This is a genomic window from Mycobacterium sp. IS-836, assembly GCF_001954275.1.
In the GTDB taxonomy this organism is placed as follows: Bacteria; Actinomycetota; Actinomycetes; order Mycobacteriales; family Mycobacteriaceae; genus Mycobacterium.
Genome location: NZ_MBEU01000072.1, coordinates 1 through 15,306 on the forward strand (window position 1 = coordinate 1; position 15,306 = coordinate 15,306).

Sequence of the window (15,306 nt, forward strand, 5' to 3'; positions counted from 1 at the left end):
ATCTCAAAGCGGCCCGCCATCGCCCGCATCGCGTGCGGGTCAGTCATAAAACGTGTTGCCATCTTGGCTATCTCCTTTTCGTTCGAGCCTTCGGCCTGTCGAAGTTTCCGCGGTCGGTATCGGTTCGTTGGTGGCCGTATCGCGGATAGAGTACGGCGCAGCGGTTAACAGCTGGCCTCAAATGCGTGACATGTACCCCCTTTTTTCCGCATCAGACGACGACCTGTTTGGGCATGACAATGGGTTTGACCCCGTACCGTGGCCCAGCCCCGTAGGCACCGGCACCCTTGGCGGCCGCCGCAGCGCCCGGCATGCCGGGCATTGCCGCCACGGGCTCCTCGGTGGCGGCGGTCCAGCCCGAACCCGCGAGGGGAGCGGTGGACGAAGCCGCCGACGCCGGGGCTGCCGCGTTCCAGCTGGCCGGTACCGAAAGACCGCCGACCGCGGACGCCTCGCCCAGGGTCGCCGACGTCGCCGCGCCCGACACCGAGCCCACCATCGTCCCGGGAATGATGCCCGCGCCGGTGGCGGGTGCAACCGCGTCCGAGAGGGCGTAGGGGATCGATCCCACGGTGCCAAGTTTTTGCCCCAGTGCTACGCCGTTTGGGATGGCGTTCATGGTGAACCAGGCCCCGGTGTTCACCGCTCCGTTGATGGCGTTGAAGACGGACGGAGTGCCGATGAAGTTGTCAATCGAGGACAGCAAGCCGTCGGTCGTAAAGGGCAGCGAGGCGGCGGCCGGAGCGGCCAGCGCCTGGACCGGGGCGTTCACCGCCGAATTGGCGACCGCGGCGGCCTGAATCCCGTCGGCGGCCGGGTTGGTGGCCGGCGTCATCGGCGTCACCGGCTGCAGGACCCCGGCCGCCATCGAAGCCGCCTGATAAGTGGCCATCATCGTGGCGTCTTGGACCCACATCTCGGCGTACTGGGCCTCGGTCGCCGCGATCGCGGCCGAGTTGACACCCAGAAAGTTGGTTGCGATGAGCGTTGCGAGCAATGTCCTATTGGCCGCGATCACCGGCGGGGGCACCGTCGCGGCAAACGCCGCCTCGTAAGCGGCCGCCGACGCCGTCGCCTGGGCGCCCGCCTGCTCTGCCGCAGCTGCCGAAGTCGTCAGCCAGGTCACGATTGGCTGGGACGCGGCGGCTGCCGCCGCCGATCCGGCACCCGTCCACTGCTCGGTGGTGAGCAACGTGATGATCGATTCCCATTGCGTCGCCGTCGTACTCAGCTCGGCGGCCAGGTTGTTCCATGCCGTCGCGGCGGCCATGAGTGGTCCCGCCCCCGCGCCCGCGTACATCAGGCTCGACGTGATTTCGGGTGGGATAGCTGCGAAATCCAAAACCATTTTTCTGTATTCCGTTTCTATGGAGGGAATTTGGCGGGTTGTTGACTAGACGGCGGTCGGTTTGGGCATAACCAGGGGCTTGACGCCGTAGCGCGGCGCACCGAAGCCGGCGCCGCTGCGCGCTCCCGAGACCATTCCGGGCATCCCCGGGATGATCCCCCCTGTCCCGGCCTGCGGCGCGCCGGCGGTCCAACCCACGGTCTGGATTGGGGTGACCGCGCTGGTAGCCGGGCCGACCGTGCCGGCCCAGCTGGGTGGCACCGACAACTTGCCGACCATGGTCGCGTTGCCCGCCGCGGCCGCCGGCATCGCTCCCACACCACCCATGCCACCGACGGGCGCCATCGGCGTCGTCGTGTTGGCGAGGTCCGCGCCGGCGGCGGCGTCGCTGACAGAAGTGTCCAGCAGGCCGCCACTGCCCAGACCGAGCAAGTCGGACGCGGCGGAGGCCCAGTTGCCGCCACCGATGTTCAAGATGTTCGCACCGTTGCTCGACAGGCCGAAGATCCCACCGAGCATGTTCGGGTTGGTGCCGTTGCCGGTGCTACCGAGGAGATAGGCAAGCCAGTCGAGGGGAGTGTTCGAAGACGTGGCAGCGGGGGCCGCGGCACTTGAAAGGGCGCTCGCGGCGGCATTCGAGGCCTCCGTGGCGCTATACGTCCCGGAGCTGGTACCCAGCGTGCTCGCATACTGCTCTTGAATCGTCTGTGCCTCGGCGGCGATCGTCTGGTACTCGGTGCCGAACGCCGAGAAGATCGCCGCCTGCTGGGCCGACACCGGGTCGGCGGCCGCGGGAGCGATGACCGTGGTCGCCGCGGCGGCGCCCGCGTTCTGCGCCGCCAGGTTGGAGTTGATCCCTTCCAGCAGCCCCTGTGCGGCAAGCAACTCTTCAGGCAGTGTTGTCAGAAACGACATCTATTAGCTCCTATTGTGTGAACCATGCCGGCCCATGCGCTGGGCCGACCCTGTGCGTTGTCGTACGGGCCCCTGTGTATTGGCGTAAGGCTAAACAGCTCGGTCTCCACATTCCCGACCGAAAGGGTTAGGGTGACAGCCGTTTACGGCTTCTTAACGCGAGGGCGGGCAGTTTTAACAAGCTCACGCCGGGTGACATAGCCGTGTCATCTGATTTCGGGTGGCGAACCAGCGGATAGACCCGCGGCCGCCGCATCCTAGGCGAAAGTCACTCCGCACGCATGCCCAAGATTTGGCAAGGTGTGGAGTGCGGCGCGGTGCGCCGGGCCTGGCATCCACCCGCTAAATTCGCCGCCGGGCCCCCATAGCCCAATTGGCAGAGGCAGCGGACTTAAAATCCGCCCAGTGTCGGTTCGAGTCCGACTGGGGGCACAACGTTTGCGCAAGTAGATGCGCCAAGCTCACCTATGACCGTCGGGCTGGGGCGCGCTGGATCCGACTGGGGTTTCGCCGGCACTGGTCGGCGAAGTCCCGTCTGTCGCGAGCACGTCACCGACATCCTGGTTGCCGAAGATGCTCGCGATGGCGCGGCTAAACGAGGTGCGCCCAACATTCTCGCCACCCGGTAGTTCGCTGTGTACGTGGAGAGCCCCGCAGGTAAGAAACGACACGACCACGCTGAACACCTCTATGCCGACATTGAGAATCTGCGTGAGGATGCATTCGCTGCTCGAGCCGGTGGGGTTGCTCACAGCGCGACCGCGTTCTCGGTCAACTCAAACTTGGCTGCCATGGCAGTTTCTCCCTGTTCGTTTTCTCGAACAGGGAGACGCTACGCCTCGATTGCATCTCGCGCGCGCACCTAGCTTATGGGTCGCTTATGGGTCGTGGCCGCTCGGATTATCCGGTCAGGAAGACGAGCCGGAACTTCCCGATCTGAACTTGATCGTTATTGGCCAGCACCGTTGAGTCCACCGGCTGTCGGTTGACGTAGGTGCCGTTGAGGCTGCCGACGTCGGCGACGGCCCAGCTGCCGTCCTTGTCGAGGCGAAACTCGGCGTGACGGCGGCTCACGGTGACGTCGTCGAGAAGAATGTCGCTATCGGGATGGCGCCCTGCCGAGGTGACCGGCTGATCGAGCAGAAATCGAGAACCGGCGTTCGGGCCACGTTTAACAACCAGCAGCGCCGATCCGCTCGGCAGTCCTTCGGCGGTTTCCGCCTCGGTAGTAGCTGTCGAACCGTTATCCGCGTCGTCGAGAAAGTGGTCACCAAAATCCGCGGTGGTCTCCGCCGCTGCTTGATTGAGGTTTCGGTCATCGTCGCCGCGGTTCACAGTGTTGTTTCACCGCCCGCCACTCTTGCCCGCTTTGCATGGTGCCAGCCCACTCGACGGCTCCTTATACATGAAGCTCGGGCACGATCAGATACCCGCTAGCTACAAGAAGTACCCGAGTCCGGCGGTCTTATGCCCCCCAGATCGGCGAGCTCGTGCAACTGCCGCGCCTTCGGGATAAGGCTGTATTAGCCGAACATTCTTTGAGATGAATCGCAGAATTTCCCGCCCCGATCCGTGACCTTTTCCGAGGGAATGCGACTCACCCGCATGATCAACGAAGCATTCCAAAAGGGTCACGAAGGAAAACATCGATTGGCTCGGTGATTCGCGGTACTTACATTTGTTCAATGAATGTCAAAATACTGGCTGTGACCAGCGCGCTTGCGCTTGCGGGCGGAATCGCGGCGGCGCCGCTAGCCAGTGACTATCCAGCACTGGACTTACCCACTTTGCTAATGCTGCGTTTCTACACCGTCCCAACGACTGGGTCTTGCGACGACGCCGCCTGCAAACCCCCCGCGAACGACCATCCGGTCCAAACGGACGAATTGGCGTTATTTCGCGCAAACAAATGACATGACACCTACGAAATACTTTGGTAGCAAATAACTTTGGGGACTCGAATGCTTAGCGGCCCGCTTGGCCGATCGGCGCACATGATTCGATCCCCTTGTCGCGCAACAACATATCCATGACCCGCAGCTGAAGTCCGCTTGCCCTAGATCCACCTGCGGGTTCGGTGTTTGTAGCGTCGATAGGCCTCGCCGAACGTGGCCTCCAGGCACCGCTCCTCCCGCGCAATGACGCCGCGGTCGACCACGATCAAGACGCCCACAAGAACGATGAGAGCCCACGGGGCCTCGGCGAGGACGACGATGCCTGCGTAGGCCAGCGCCATCCCCAGATAACCCGGATTGCGGCTCAACCGGTAGGGGCCCGTCGTCACGAGTGCGCTGGACCGCTCGTACGGGTTGATTGTGGTGCGGGCGCGCCTGAACGCGCGAATGAACCCTATCGCCAGCAGGCCACCCGCCAGCAGCAGCGCGGCACCAACCGGGATGGCAAGTCCAGTCGGGATCGAGATGGGCGGAAGCACGGCATCAAGCGCGAATCCGCCAGCCAGGCCGGCAAGGTAGATCAGCGGCGGGGGCGCGATTACCCGCGGGGTTCCGGGGCTCGCCCCGCCTTCCGAGTCGACGCCTTTGCCCGGATCCTCTTGGCTCATGGTTGGCAGTCTACTACCAATAAATAAGTAAAAACAATTAAAAGCGTACTTTCAACTTTCAGATTGCTACTATGCCTCTGTGCGGAGTTATCAGCAGTTCTGCCCGACGGCCCGGGCCCTAGACCTGGTCGGTGAGCGTTGGACGCTGCTGATCGTCCGGGAGCTCCTGTTCGGCCCCAAGCGCTATACCGACTTGCAGGATGGGCTTCGCGGTATTGGCCCGAACGTGCTCGCCGCTCGTTTGCAATCGATGGAAACCAACGACTTGATCCGCAAGCGTCGCCTGCCGCCGCCCGCGGCCTCGACGGTGTACGAGCTCACCGAACTCGGCGATCGCCTGCGCCCCGTGGTGCGCGCACTTTTCGAGTGGGGCCTCGACATCACCGACACCCCAGACGCGGACGACACCGTCAAAGCCAGCTACTGGCTTCCGGCCGTTCACGCCGCCGTCCAAGCGCAATCGCCCTCGACCGATATCGACGACGAGTACGAATTCCGGGTCGCGGACGAGGCGATCACCGTAACGGTCAGGGCCGGAAAGACAGACGTTCGGCAGGGGCCGGCCGACAGGCCCGATGTCGTGCTGCGCACCGACACCCAAACCTTCATCGGCCTCGGCACCGGCCGGATCGCGCCGGCGGAGGCAATCGAGGCGGGCGCCCTCAGGGTCGAAGGAGACCCGGGCGCCGCTCAGCGGTGCGCGGAACTGTTCGGACTCTCGGGCACGCAGGGCCCGAAGCGGTGACGCGACGGCGGGTGGCCGTGGCGCAAACGGGCGGCCATACACTGACCCTCCGTGGGCATGCTGTTTGGATTCGCGCCATGGATCGTCTATTGGGTGCTAGTCGGTAACGTCCCGTTCAAGGCCGCCGTGTTGGTCGCGCTGGCGATCGCCGTCGCCGTGTCGGTGATCGGGCGCGTCACCGGCCAGCCGGGTCGCACGCTCGACATGGGCGCTGTCGCAACGTTTCTGGTGCTGACCGTGCTCACGTTTACGCTCAGCGAGTCCTTCATGCAGGGCTGGATACAGCCGCTGAGCAACGCCGGGATCTTCCTGGTGGCCTTGATCAGCCTGCTGATCGGCAAGCCGTTCGTGCGTGAGTTCGCCGCGGCCGAACAGCCCGCCGACGTGGCCAAGACCGAGCTGTTCGGCCGCGTCGTCACCGTCCTGACCTGGATTTGGATTGCGGCCTTCGCCGGCATGACGGTGTCGTCGGCGATCCCACCGATCGCGCAACGCCTCGGCGGCGAAGAGGCCACGATCCTCGACACCAAGACCCCCTTGTCGTTCGTCTGCTACTGGGTCATTCCGTTCTCCCTGCTGGGCGCGGCTGCCCTTGCGTCGCGCTACCTGCCCGAACGGATGCTGGCCGGTATCGAAGACGTGGCGCGGGAGACGTCGTTCGTCGCCTACGACGAAGCCACCATCGACGAGCTGTACTACCTCGCCCAGGAACACGCCAACCGCGAGGTCGGCCCGGGCAAGGAAGCCTACAACGTCAAGGTCGGCGGCATGGGAACCCCGCTGACCGGGGACGAGTCGCGAAAGTCGTGGCCCTCGACCTACAAGGTGCGCGACAAGCGACACTGAACCCCTGCCCAAAACCGACGCATCTACCCACCGCGACACATAATCCACGCACACGACATGCCGGAAAACGTCGCAGCGGCTTATGTTTCGGCGACGGAGCCGTGCCGCGCCACGAGTCGGATACGTTGGTGAAGGCGGGGCGACTCGAGACGGGCCGCGCGCCCCGCAACTTGCGGCCAAGCGAGGAGCACGCGATGAATGCGTTCAGCCCAGATGCCATTCGCGCCGAAACGATCACCATCACCGGCCACGGCGGCGACGAGATCGAGGCCTACCGCGCGAGCCCGCTCGCCGAGGGATCACGCGGCGGGATCGTCTGGATCCACCACATGCCCGGCTACGACCGGGAGACCAAGGAGTTCGTGCGCCGACTCGCGGTCAACGGCTATCACGCCGTGGCCACGAATTTGTATTCCCGCGAGGCCCCGGGCGCCGCGCCCGACGATGCCGCCGCGACGGTGCGGGCCGCGGGCGGAGTGCCCGACGAACGACTGGTCGGCGATGTCGCCGGAGCGGTGGAGCACCTGCGCACCCTGCCGGGTGCGAATGGGAAGTTCGGTGTCATCGGGCATTGTTCGGGCGGGCGGCATGCCTTCCTTTCGGCGTGCTCGCTGCCGTTCGACGCCGCGGTCGACTGCTACGGAGCGTTCATCGTCGAGGACCTGCCCGAGGGCATGCCCAAGGCCATGCAACCGATCCTGCATCTGGCGCCGAAGCTGAGTTGCCCGCTGCTGGGCCTATTCGGGCTCGACGACAGGTACCCGGCGCCGCCGGCGGTGGCCATCCTCGATGCCGAGCTGGCCAAATACGACAAGCCACACGAGTTTCACTCCTACGAGGGCGCCGGCCATTCGTTCTTCTCCGTCGACCGCCCGGCGTACCGGGTGGAGGCCGCGGTCGACGGCTGGCAACGCATCGACGAATTCTTCGCCACCCACCTGAAAGGCTAGGTGTCCCAAGTCATGTGCACATATCTCACCGAACACGTCGCGATCGACGGCAGCGGCAAGGGCGCAATCGGATGGTTTGGCGCCGACCGCGCGACGGTCTATGTCGATCACCCCGTGCACGCTCCCTACGGCCACACGGTCAACATCGACATCCTCAATCCGGCGCTGGGTCCGTCGGCGCGGGTCGCCCTCGAGCTCACCGAGGAGAGCGCGCTGAAGCTGGCCGACGCCATACACAAAGCGATCGCCCACGCTCCGGCCGGGCTGGCGTCGAAGGATCAGTAGGTGTCCCATGGCTAACGACATCGGTCACGGCGCCTTCCCGCAAATGGCCGCCAGCCGCGGCCGGATCGAGCCCGCGCCCCGCCGGGTCCGGGGTTTCCTCGGCCACGAACTCGTATTCGACACCACCTCGGCACGTTATGTGTGGGAATTGCCTTATTACCCAGCGTATTACGTGCCGTTGGCCGACGTCCGCGAAGGATTCCTGCGCGACGAGAACCATCCGCAGACGGTGCAGCTGGGCCCGTCGCGGCTGCACTCGCTGGTGGGCGCGGACCAAACCTACCAATCCGCCGCGCGGGTATTCGACGCCGACGGCGCCAGCCCAGTGGCGGGCACCGTGCGCTTCGAATGGAATCCGTTGCGGTGGTTCGAGGAAGACGAGCCGATCTACGGCCACCCGCGCAATCCGTATTCCCGGGTCGACGCGTTGCGCTCACACCGGCACGTGCGGGTGGAACTCGACGGGTTGGTGCTGGCCGACACCCGATCGCCGGTGATGCTCTTCGAAACCGGTTTACCCACACGGTATTACATCGATCCGACCGACATCGCCTTCGAGCATCTGGAGCCCAGCCCGACGCAGACGTTGTGCCCGTACAAGGGCGTGACGTCGGGCTACTGGTCGGTGCGGGCCGGCGACACGGTGCATCCCGACCTCGCGTGGACGTACCATTACCCGCTGCCGGCCGTCGGCCAGATCGCCGGCCTGGTGGCGTTCTACAACGAGAAGCTCGACATCACGGTCGACGACGCCGCCCTGTCCCGGCCGCAAACTCAGTTCAGCTAAGGCATCGCGACGCGAACCGAAATGAATATTTAAACCGCCGCACACACGGTCGAAACATTTTCATTCGACGCTTCACCCGTCTACGGCGTCACTTCGCACCGCAGCTGATTTAAAGCCCGACGGCTCGAATTGGGGTGTGTCTGAACCATGTTGCCCTATCCCGACTGGGTAAATTCCGGAGACAACGCCTGGCAGCTAGTGGCCGCGACCTTGGTCGGCCTGATGAGCATTCCGGGAATCGCCGTCCTGTATGGCGGCATCGTCCAGAAGAAGTGGGCCGTCAACACCATGCTGATGGCCTTCACCGGGTTCTCGCTGGTGCTGGTCGTGTGGGTGCTGTGGGGTTTCAAGATGGGCTTCGGCGAGCCGTTGAAGCTCGGCCCGGGCATCCTGCAGGCCGCGGTCGGCAAGCCCCACACCATCCTGGGCTCCGCCAACCAGCAGCAGGCGGTGATTCCGCTCCTTGACGGGACGATGCCCAAGTTCCGCTTCTCTGAGACGACGCTGGCCTATTTCCACTTTGCGTTCGCGGCGATCACCCCACTGCTGTTCCTGGGCAGCGTGGTCGGTCGGATGAACTTCAAGGTCTGGCTGATCTTCGTGCCGCTGTGGTCGACGTTCGCGTATTCGGTCAACGCGTTCCTGCTGTGGGGTGGCGGCTGGTGGGCGCAAGCCCCGCACGCCGCCATGGACTACTCCGGTGGCTATGTGATCCACCTCGCCGCCGGCACAAGTGGTTTCGTCGCGGCGGCGGTCATCGGGCCCAGGCTGGCCCGAGACCGGGAACGAGCAGTGCCCAACAACCTGCCACTGGCAGCGATCGGTGCGGGCATCCTGTGGCTGGGCTGGAACGGGTTCAACGGCGGCGACATGTACTTCTCCGGCGCCAACGCGTCGCTGGCCGTGATCAACACGAACCTGGCCACCGCCGTCGGGGTCATCACCTGGGTGGTGTGGGACATTTTCGCGAGCAAGCAGCGCAAGCCGACGTTCCTCGGCGCCATCAACGGCATGATCACGGGCCTGGTCGCGATCACCCCGGCAGCCGGTTACGTCAACAGCTTCGGCGCGTTGATCATCGGCGTGGTCGCCGCTTCGCTGGTCTGGATGTCCTGGAATTGGCTCGGCAGGGCCAGGCTCTTCAAGAAGGTCGATGACACTCTGGGTGTGTTCCACACCCACGGCGTCGCGGGCCTGGCGGGCGGATTGCTCGTCGGGGTACTCGCCGACCCGAAGATCATCGTTTACCTGGGTGGCAGTACAGGGCAGGACGTGTCCATGTCGGGCTGGCTGTGGGGCCATCACCCGAAACAGCTATTGATCCAGCTCGGCGCGGCGGGCACTGTCATCGCCTGGGACGCGTTCGTCACGTTCGTCATCCTGAGAGTCCTTGGCCTCTTTATGAAGTTGCGGCTGCCCGACGAGGTCTTGGAAACCGGCGACCTCGGAGTGCACGACGAAGAGGCTTACCCCGACGAAACGCTTGTCACGGGTCGGCACGTCGAGCAGTTAGTGACAACGCGGGCTGAGGCGGTACCCTCCAATCCCGCTGAGCCAGTGGATGATTGACCATGAAGCTGATCACTGCGGTCGTCAAGCCCTTCGCACTAGACGAGGTCAAGCACGCCGTTGAGTCCGCCGGCGTGCTGGGCATGACCGTTACCGAGGTCCAGGGGTACGGCAGGCAACGCGGGCACACCGAGGTCTACCGCGGAGCCGAGTACAACGTTGATTTCGTCCCGAAGGCCCGTGTCGACGTCGTGGTCGACGAGGAATATGTCGAACGAGTCGTTGGAGCCATCGTCACAGCGGCCCGCACCGGCAAGATCGGCGACGGCAAGGTATGGGTCTGCCCGGTGGACAGTCTGGTTCGCATCCGCACCGGAGAGCGCGACCACGAGGCGCTTTAAGCGCTACCGGGACAATGCTTTTCGCTGCACTCGCGTGTGTCGAGCGGGAAATCTGCTGCGCGGCATCCCGTTTCGACCCTGCCCGCGATTAGGTAATTGTTCGGCTAACGACACGCGACAACGCATAAATGTGACGTTTGCCTCGTTTTAAGATTAATTATAAGAATTTCTTACTCGACGCCCGGCGACGCGGGCGCGCCAAGCGTTAGCGATCCCCATCAAAACAACTGCTGGAAGCGATACGCAATGTTCGCTGCGCCATAGGCTGGCGGATAACCGGCAATCGCAATCTAAGCGCAGCCTGAGTGGCCGGCGTGACGTGTGTAACAGCTCGCGAATTAGCCGCTTCTGCACCGATATTCCGTGACTAAACTCTGACGAAAGCAGTCACCTAAACGGTGCTGGAATCCGGTTAATCCCGTGTGGCGCACAGCGCTCGTCAAGAGCTTGCGCGCGCGTGGATGCCGACGAAAGGCGGTACCAGCATGACCAGTGTCAACGGCCCCACGGCCGCCCACGACGGCCTGGATCGCCCGGTCCTCGAGCTCGGCAACGCGCCCGGTTTCCCGATCGTCGTCGAGGTCGCCGTGCATGAGGGTCCCATCAGCGGCATCGCGACCAGCTCCGATGGCACCCGGCTGTTGGTGACCAACTACGGCAACGACAGCGTCTCGGTCATCGACACCCACTCCTGCCGGGTGGGGGAGACCATCGCGGGCCTCGACGAGCCATTCACGATCGCCGTGGGCAGCGAGAACGCCGAGCGTGCCTACGTCAGCGCGGTGTCGGCCGCATACGACTCGATCGCGGTCATCGACCTGCCCACCGGCGCGGTCGTTGCGACCCACCCGGTGGCGCTCAGCGTCACCGATCTGGCGGTCAGCCCCGACGGTAGGCACGTCTACATCAGCCGAAACGCCGCCCGCGGCGCCGACGTCGCCGCCTTGGACACCACGACCGGCGACGTCGAGGCGCTCGACATCGCAACCGCGCCGGGAACCTCCGCCGCATGCGTGCGCGTCAGCCCTGACGGCGACCGCCTGTATGTCGGGACCAACGGGCCGGCCGGCGGTCGGCTGATCGTGATCGGCACGCGCGGCGACTCCGGGCAGACCGGATTGAGCCTCCTGGGCACCGTCGACATCGGTTTGCCCGTTCGCGACGTCGCGCTTTCTCCCAACGGCGCCGTCGCCTACGTGGCCAGTTGCGATCCCGGGTTGGGCGCGGTGCTCGACGTCGTCGACACCGCGACCCGCAAGATCGTCGGGACGCGCAAGCTCGGCGAGATCGGCGGCACTCTCACCGGTTTGACGCTCAGTCGCGACGGCGACCGCGCCTACCTGGTCAGCGAGGACGGCATCGCCGTGCTCTGCACACTGACCCACGACGTTGTCGGCACCGTGACGGGGGCCAATCAACCATCGTGCGTGGTCGAAAGTCCGGACGCGAAGTACCTCTACATCGCGGACTACTCGGGCCGGGTCACCCTGGCGGCGGTCGCCGCGATCGTCGCGTTGGGTACCGAGACCGAGGCGCCTGAAACGCAGATCCCGACCGATTGGGTCACGCCCGAGCTGCTGCACTACGAGCCGGCGCTCGCCTAGCCGCGCAGCCGCAGGGCACGGGTAAACGCGCGTTGTCGGGGGAACCCATTTCTCATCGTTGCGCGCGGCGATAGCATTCGCCCGATTGATCATCAGGCGGTGCTGCGCCGAGACCCGTAAGGCGGTACATCGATGGACAGCACGATGCAGGACTTTCCGCTGACGGTCGCCGCGATCATGCGACACGGCTGCGGTGTCCACGGAGGACGCACCGTCACGACCGCCTCCGACGCCGGCTATCGGCACATCAGCTACCGCGAGCTGGGTCAGCAGGCCGCCCGCCTGGCCAACGCGCTACGCCGCCTCGGCGTCGCCGGGGACCAGCGCGTCGCGACGTTCATGTGGAACAACGCCGAACACCTGGCGACCTACCTCGCCGTGCCGTCGATGGGCGCCGTGCTGCACACCCTCAACATCCGGCTCTTTCCCGAGCAGATCGCATACGTCGCCAACGAGGCCGAAGACCAGGTCGTGCTGGTCGACATGTCCCTGGCCAAACTCCTCGGGCCGGTGCTGGGCGAGCTGAAAACCGTTCACACGGTGATCGCGGTCGGCGAGGGCGACACGGCGCCCCTGAGCGAATCGGGCAAGAACGTGCTGCGCTACGCCGAGGTGCTCGACGGCGAGTCGACCGAGTTCGACTGGCCGCAGATCGACGAGAAGTCGGCCGCCGCGATGTGCTACACCAGCGGCACCACCGGCAACCCCAAAGGCGTTGTCTACAGCCACCGTTCGAGCTTCTTGCACACGATGGCGGCCTGCACGACCAACGGGATAGGGATCGGATCCAGCGATCGCGTGCTGCCCGTCGTGCCGATGTTCCACGCCAACGCGTGGGGCCTGCCCTACGCGGCGCTGATGGCGGGCGCCGACTTGGTGCTACCCGATCGCCACCTCGACGCCCGGTCGCTGATCGGCATGGTCGAGGAGCTGCGGCCCACCGTGGCCGGCGCGGTGCCGACCATCTGGAACGACGTGCTGCATCACCTCGAGAAGGACCCAGCGCACGACATGTCGTCGCTGCGCCTGGTGGCCTGCGGCGGCTCGGCGGTGCCGCTGTCGCTGATGCGCACCTTCGAAGACAAGCACGACGTCCAGATCCGGCAGCTGTGGGGCATGACGGAGACATCGCCGCTGGCCACCATGGCCTGGCCCCCGCTGGGCACGCCGGAAGACGAGCACTGGAAGTTGCGCGCGACCCAAGGGCAACCGGTGTGCGGCGTGGAGATGCGGATCGTCGACGACGACGGGCAGGTGCTGCCCAACGACGGCGACGCGGTGGGGGAGGTAGAAGTCCGCGGCCCGTGGATCGCCGGCTCCTACTACCTGGGGCGCGACGACTCCAAGTTCGACTCCGGCTGGCTGCGCACCGGCGACGTCGGCCGAATCGACGAGCAGGGCTTCGTGACCCTGACCGACCGGGCCAAAGACGTCATCAAGTCCGGCGGCGAATGGATCTCCTCCGTCGAGCTGGAGAACTGCCTGATTGGGCATCCCGATGTGCTGGAGGCCGCGGTGGTCGGTGTGCCCGACGAGCGCTGGCAGGAAAGGCCGCTGGCCGTCGTCGTCCTCAACGAAGGCGCATCGGTCGAGCCGGGCGATCTACGAATGTTCCTCTCGGACAAGGTTGTTCGCTGGTGGCTGCCCGAGCGGTGGGCCTTCGCGGACGAGATACCCCGCACCAGCGTGGGCAAATACGACAAGAAGACCATTCGGTCCCGCTACGCCGAGAACGCCTACCAGGTGATCGAGGCGCGCGACTGACCGGTGCCCGCGCCGATGGTGTAGAACGAGTCCATGGGACTGCGGGTCGTTCAATGGGCAACCGGGTCGGTCGGTGTGGCGGCGATCAACGGCGTGCTGGATCATCCCGAGCTCGAACTCGTCGGATGCTGGGTGCATTCCGAAGTCAAGGCGGGCAAGGACGTCGGTGAGATCATCGGCACGTCGCCGCTCGGCGTGACCACGACTAACGACGTCGACGACGTGCTCGCGCTGGACGCCGACGCGGTGATCTACGCACCGCTGATGCCCAACGCCGACGAGGTCGCCGCGCTGCTGCGGTCGGGGAAAAACGTCGTCACCCCGCTCGGCTGGTTCTACCCGAGCGAAAAGGAGGGTGCCCCGCTGGAAATCGCCGCGCAGGCGGGCAACGCGACGCTGCACGGCGCCGGCATCGGCCCCGGGGCGGCCACCGAGCTGTTTCCCTTGCTGTTCACCATGATGTCCACCGGAGTGACTTTCGTTCGCGCCGAAGAGTTTTCGGACCTGCGTACCTACGGCGCCCCGGATGTGCTGCGCTATGTGATGGGTTTCGGCGGGACGCCGGACAGCGCGTTGACCGGGCCGATGCAGAAGCTGCTCGACGGCGGTTTCCTTCAGTCGGTGCGGCTGTGCGTCGACCGGTTGGGCTTTGCCGCCGACCCCGAGATCCGCTCTTCGCAGGAGGTCACGGTCGCGACCGCGCCGATCGATTCGCCCATCGGCCCGATCGAGCCGGGACAGGTCGCCGGGCGCCGCTTCCACTGGGAAGCCGTCGTCGGCGACAAGGTGGTCGTCCAGATCACGGTGAACTGGCTGATGGGGGAGGAAAACCTCGATCCGCCTTGGTCTTTCGGGCCCGCGGGCGAGCGCTACGAGATCGAAGTGCACGGCAACCCGAACGCCTTTGTGACGGTCAAGGGCTGGCAACCGGAGAGTGTGGAGGCAGGGCTGAAAAGCAACCCGGGCATCGTCGCGACCGCGGCGCATTGCGTCAACGCCATCCCCGCGACGTGCGCCGCACCGGCGGGCATCCAAAGCTTCTTCGATCTGCCGCTCTTCACCGGCCGGGCTGCCGCAGCCCTGCGGGCAGACAATTGAAAGGCATTGCAACCATGGCACATTCGCTCGTCGTCGAGGAATCCCTCGTCATCCCCGTCCCCGCCGAGCAGGCGTTCCACAACACGCTGCCGGCACCGCTCCCGGAGATTTTCAAGCGCTGGCACGGGCCCTTCCCGCCCGTCAAGGAGGTGCGCGAGCAGACGGGCGCGTGGGATGCGGCCGGCCAGACCCGCACCGTCCTGCTCGCCGGCGGGGGCAGCACGCGCGAGGAACTGACCAGCATCGACGCGCCCCGCTCGTTCGGCTACCGGCTCACCAACGTCACCGGCCCAATGGCGCTCCTGGTCGACCACGTCGAAGGCGAATGGCTCTTCACCCCGGCGCCCGACGGAACCGAGGTGACCTGGCGCTGGACCATCCATTCCAAGTCGCCGCTGACCTCGTGGCTGCTCCCGCTGGTCGGCGCCCTGTGGAAGGGCTACGCGCGCAAAGCGCTGCGCGATCTCGCGACGACGCTGACGGCCTGACGT

16 protein-coding genes and 1 tRNA gene are annotated in these 15,306 nt (G+C 65.4%); 12 read left to right on the forward strand and 5 right to left on the reverse strand.

Annotation, left to right across the window (positions count from 1 at the left end; all coding sequences use genetic code 11):
* Window positions 1–211 precede the first annotated feature (211 nt).
* The gene (locus A5747_RS20105; protein ID WP_076115395.1) at window positions 212–1,348 is read right to left on the reverse strand and encodes a PPE family protein; all 1,137 of its coding nucleotides are present in this window, start codon (window positions 1,346–1,348) and stop codon (window positions 212–214) included.
* 45 nt (window positions 1,349–1,393) lie between these two features.
* Entirely contained in the window at window positions 1,394–2,263 is an 870-nt protein-coding gene (locus tag A5747_RS20110) for a PE domain-containing protein (RefSeq protein WP_076127554.1), read from the reverse strand.
* A gap of 358 nt (window positions 2,264–2,621) precedes the next feature.
* On the opposite strand from A5747_RS20110, the gene A5747_RS20115 reads away from it, so the two are divergent.
* Window positions 2,622–2,695: transfer RNA gene (locus A5747_RS20115), tRNA-Leu, on the forward strand.
* 29 nt (window positions 2,696–2,724) lie between these two features.
* On the opposite strand, the gene A5747_RS20120 is transcribed toward A5747_RS20115, so the two are convergent.
* From A5747_RS20120 to A5747_RS20130, 3 genes are all read right to left on the reverse strand, one after another.
* Window positions 2,725–3,015, reverse strand: a complete 291-nt coding sequence (locus tag A5747_RS20120; protein WP_076127556.1) for a hypothetical protein — start codon at window positions 3,013–3,015, stop codon at window positions 2,725–2,727.
* A 148-nt stretch (window positions 3,016–3,163) separates the two neighbouring features.
* Window positions 3,164–3,598: an FHA domain-containing protein gene (locus tag A5747_RS20125; RefSeq protein WP_076127558.1), complete on the reverse strand. Its 435-nt coding sequence runs from the start codon at window positions 3,596–3,598 to the stop codon at window positions 3,164–3,166.
* Window positions 3,599–4,319: 721 nt separating this feature from the next.
* Window positions 4,320–4,826 carry an isoprenylcysteine carboxylmethyltransferase family protein gene (locus A5747_RS20130; protein ID WP_083700563.1) on the reverse strand — a complete coding sequence of 169 codons (507 nt, stop codon included), beginning with the start codon at window positions 4,824–4,826 and terminating at the stop codon, window positions 4,320–4,322.
* A 79-nt stretch (window positions 4,827–4,905) separates the two neighbouring features.
* Here A5747_RS20130 and A5747_RS20135 point away from each other — a divergent pair, with 79 nt between their 5' ends.
* The 11 genes from A5747_RS20135 to A5747_RS20185 all read left to right on the forward strand — a co-directional run bounded on the left by A5747_RS20135 (window position 4,906) and on the right by A5747_RS20185 (window position 15,303).
* A complete protein-coding gene (locus A5747_RS20135; protein WP_076127560.1) occupies window positions 4,906–5,571 on the forward strand; it encodes a winged helix-turn-helix transcriptional regulator in 666 nt (221 codons plus the stop codon).
* Window positions 5,572–5,622: 51 nt separating this feature from the next.
* Window positions 5,623–6,417 carry a hypothetical protein gene (locus A5747_RS20140; protein WP_076127562.1) on the forward strand — a complete coding sequence of 265 codons (795 nt, stop codon included), beginning with the start codon at window positions 5,623–5,625 and terminating at the stop codon, window positions 6,415–6,417.
* A gap of 194 nt (window positions 6,418–6,611) precedes the next feature.
* On the forward strand, window positions 6,612–7,367 hold the full coding sequence (locus A5747_RS20145) for a dienelactone hydrolase family protein (RefSeq protein ID WP_076127883.1): 756 nt from the start codon (window positions 6,612–6,614) through the stop codon (window positions 7,365–7,367).
* A gap of 12 nt (window positions 7,368–7,379) precedes the next feature.
* Complete coding sequence (locus A5747_RS20150) at window positions 7,380–7,652, forward strand: DUF6295 family protein (protein ID WP_076127885.1); 273 nt, start codon at window positions 7,380–7,382, stop codon at window positions 7,650–7,652.
* 7 nt (window positions 7,653–7,659) lie between these two features.
* The gene (locus A5747_RS20155) at window positions 7,660–8,439 is read left to right on the forward strand and encodes a DUF427 domain-containing protein (protein ID WP_076127565.1); all 780 of its coding nucleotides are present in this window, start codon (window positions 7,660–7,662) and stop codon (window positions 8,437–8,439) included.
* 147 nt (window positions 8,440–8,586) lie between these two features.
* Entirely contained in the window at window positions 8,587–10,008 is a 1,422-nt protein-coding gene (locus A5747_RS20160) for an ammonium transporter (RefSeq protein WP_083700565.1), read from the forward strand.
* Between the two features lie 2 nt (window positions 10,009–10,010).
* Window positions 10,011–10,349: a P-II family nitrogen regulator gene (locus tag A5747_RS20165; protein WP_076127567.1), complete on the forward strand. Its 339-nt coding sequence runs from the start codon at window positions 10,011–10,013 to the stop codon at window positions 10,347–10,349.
* 485 nt (window positions 10,350–10,834) lie between these two features.
* Window positions 10,835–11,953 carry a YncE family protein gene (locus tag A5747_RS20170; protein WP_076127569.1) on the forward strand — a complete coding sequence of 373 codons (1,119 nt, stop codon included), beginning with the start codon at window positions 10,835–10,837 and terminating at the stop codon, window positions 11,951–11,953.
* A gap of 132 nt (window positions 11,954–12,085) precedes the next feature.
* Entirely contained in the window at window positions 12,086–13,717 is a 1,632-nt protein-coding gene (locus A5747_RS20175) for a long-chain fatty acid--CoA ligase (RefSeq protein ID WP_076127571.1), read from the forward strand.
* Window positions 13,718–13,750: 33 nt separating this feature from the next.
* A complete protein-coding gene (locus A5747_RS20180) occupies window positions 13,751–14,815 on the forward strand; it encodes a dihydrodipicolinate reductase (RefSeq protein ID WP_076127573.1) in 1,065 nt (354 codons plus the stop codon).
* 14 nt (window positions 14,816–14,829) lie between these two features.
* Entirely contained in the window at window positions 14,830–15,303 is a 474-nt protein-coding gene (locus A5747_RS20185) for an SRPBCC family protein (protein WP_076127575.1), read from the forward strand.
* The last annotated feature ends 3 nt before the right edge of the window (window positions 15,304–15,306 follow it).